This window comes from Streptomyces niveiscabiei (assembly GCF_001419795.1).
GTDB lineage: Bacteria > Actinomycetota > Actinomycetes > Streptomycetales > Streptomycetaceae > Streptomyces > Streptomyces niveiscabiei.
In genome coordinates, this window is record NZ_LIRL01001093.1 from 1 (window position 1) to 3,007 (window position 3,007).

Annotated in this window: 1 protein-coding gene and 1 pseudogene; both read right to left on the minus strand. The window is 77.2% G+C overall.

The annotated features are described in order from the left end of the window. On the minus strand, positions 1–563 hold a 563-nt coding region (locus AOK24_RS49990; protein ID WP_206191351.1), incomplete at both ends, for a WD40 repeat domain-containing protein. 2 nt (positions 564–565) lie between these two features. Further along, positions 566–3,000 (minus strand): annotated as a pseudogene (locus AOK24_RS52915) (WD40 repeat domain-containing protein); the annotation flags it as partial. Between the last annotated feature and the right edge of the window lie 7 nt (positions 3,001–3,007).

Sequence of the window (3,007 nt, forward strand, 5' to 3'; positions counted from 1 at the left end):
CTCTGGGACACCGCCGTGGGCCGGGAGTTCGGTGCGGAGCTGGCCCACGGCGGTGTCCCAGAGGCGGACGACGCGGTCGGTGCCGACGGTGGCGAGGGCGTCTCCGTCGGGGCTGATCGCGAGGGCGGACAGGCCCGCGGTGCGGGGGAAGTGGCGCAGGGCGCGCCCCGACTCGGCGTCCCAGAGGAGGACTTCGCCGTCCGCGTTGCCGGTGGCGAGGGCGCGGCCGTCGGGGGTGAAGGCGACGAGGGTACGGCCGCTCTGGCCGGTGCCGAGCGCGTGGGTGAGGTCCCCGGTCGTCAGGTTCCAGAGTTGTGCGCTGCGGCCGTAGCCGACGGCGAGGCGGCGGCCGTCGGCGCTGACGGCGAGGGTCGGGGAGCCGGTCTTGGGGTCGGCGGTGTCGATGCGTCGCAGGTGTGTGCCGGTGCGCGCGTCCCACACCTCGACGGTCGAGGCGGTGGCCGCGACGACGAGGTGCCCGTCGGGGCTGAACACGGCGGGGGCGACGACTCCGGCGACGCCGGTCAGGTCGTGGGTGACGCGCAGGGTCGCGGCGTCGCGCANNAGGGTGCGGCCGTCCGGGCCGAGGGCGACGGAGTACGTGCCGACCGGCGCGGCCCGCCCGTGCAGCGTTCCGGTGACGGCGGAGGTGTGGGCGTCCCACACCCTCACCAGGGGCGGGCCGCTCCGGCCGCGCGCCGTGTCCCCGTCGTCCCTGGCGTTCTCGTCGCCCCCGGCGACGCTGTCCCCGCCGTCCGCCGCGACCGTGGCGATCCGGCGCCCGTCGGGTCCGAAGGCCAGCCCCCGGATCTGCGGCCCGGGCCGCTCCAGCACCTGCCAGGGCGGGTCGGCAGCCGCCGCCCACACCCGGGTGATGCCGCCGTCGTCGCCGCTGGCGAAGGTCCGGCCGCCGGGCCCGAAGGCGACCGAGGTGACGGGGTCGGTGTGCCCGGCGTACGAGGCGATGAGGTGCCCGGTGTCCGTGTCCCACTGGCGTACGTCGGTGTCCTCGGCGGTGACCAGGGCGTGCCCGTCGGGGCTGAACGCCATGGCGCCCGCGACGTCGCCGAGTGTCCCGGCGAGGTCCTGCGCGGTGCGCGTGGCAATGTCCCACAGCCGTACCGTCCCGTCGCCGCCGCTCACGGCGAGCCGCTGCCCGTCGGGGCTGAACAGCAGGCGCAGCGCCATCGGCGGCCGGTGCGGGGCGAGGGTGGCGACGGTGCGGCCGGTGGTGAGGTCCACGACGTGGACGGGGGCGTCGCGGCCCTGGTCGCCGACGGCGAGCAGCCGGTCGTCCGGGCTGACGACGGCCGCCGGGTCGGCCACCCGGCCCGGGAGGGCGGCCAGGGGGCGGCCGGTGACGGCGTCGGCGACCCGGCCGTCCCGTCCGACGGCGAGCATCCCGCCCTCGGGGCGCAGGACGAGGGTCGCGTCGCTGTCCTCGGCGGTGACGGTCTGGCGTACGGCGCCGCTGGCGGTGTCGACGAGCCGGGCCCGGGTCTCGCCGTCGAACACGGCGACGATGCCGCCGTACTCGGTGAACTCGGTCCGTGTCCCCTCCGCCGTGTCGCCCGGGTAGCGGGCGGTGGCCTTGCCGGCGTACCAGTCGGTCGTCGCCCCGTACCGGTCGGCGACGACGACGGTGGTGTCGGCGTAGGTCACCGAGGACACTGGGCGCTCAGTGGCCAGCCGGTACTGGAGGGGGTTCGCGGCTCCGGCGTGCAGGGCGGCGACGGCCTCCGCCGTGTCGGCGACGCGGTAGGCGTGGGCGGCGAGCAGGTCCGCGAGGTCCGCGTCGGTGTCGCGCGCCGCGACGGCTTTGGCGGCGAGTTGACGCGACAGCGCCCGGCGCTGCTCCTCCTGTCTGCTCTGCCGCTGCCCGTAGGCGAACCCGGCGGCGGCGAGCGTGAGCACCAGCAGCACCGACAGCGCCCCGACCAGGCCGCGCAGTCGCCGGGTGGCCCGTCTGCGCGCGGCGGCCTCCTGTTCCCGGGCGGCGCCGGACGCGTCGAGGAACTCCCGCTCCAGGGGGGTCAGCGCGTCGCCGGTGCCCAGGCTGTCCTGGGCCGTCGACAGGCGCGCCCCGCGGTACAGGCTGCCCGGGTCCCGGTCGAGCTGGGCCCAGGTCTGCGCGGCCTCGGTGAGCCTGCGGTGCACCCGCAGGTGCTCGCGTTCGGCGTCCACCCAGGCCCACAGCCGGGGCCAGGCGGTGATCAGGGCCTCGTGCGCGAGGTCGACGGTGTCTTCGTCCAGCGTGATCAGCCGGGCCCGCGCCAGCAGGTCGACGACGTCGTCCGACCTGGCGGGCAGCTCCGTACGGGCGGCGGGCCGGCGTGTGTCCCGGGCCCCTTCGCCGGGGGTGATCAGCCGCAGCAGCACCTGCCGCGCCCGCTGTGCCTGGTCCGGTGTCAGCTCCTGGTAGGCGTGCTCGGCACTCTGCGCGAGCGCGCCGCGCAGTCCGCCCGCCGCGTCGTAGGCGGCCTCGTCCAGGGTCCGGCCCCGGCGTCTGCGCCAGGTCTCCAGCAGGGCGTGGGACAGGAGGGGCAGCGCCCCCGGCCGTCCGTCGACGTCGGCGACGATCCGGGAGGTCAGCGTCCGCTCGACCAGCAGCCCGGCAGCGGCGGCGGGCCGCACGACGGCCTCCCTCAACTCCCCCGCGCTCATGGGCCCGACGAGCAGGCCCCCGTCGCGCAGCACCCCCGAGAGCACGGGGTGGGCGGCGAGCCGGTCGTAGAAGTCCGCCCGTACGGCGAGGACGATCCGCACCCGGGGCCCGCATCCCACGAGCGCCCGCACGAACCGCTCCCGCTCGCCGGGGTCGGTGCACAGCGTGAACAGTTCCTCGAACTGGTCGACGACGACGAGGGTCTCCCCGTCCCCGTCGGCGGGCGTGAACCGCGCCGCGTGGGCCCGGTGGGGCCGCTCCCCGGGGCTGATCAGGCGTACGGCCCGCAGCCCGCCCGCCGCGCGCAGGGCGGGGACGACGCCGGCCCGCAGCAGCGAGGAC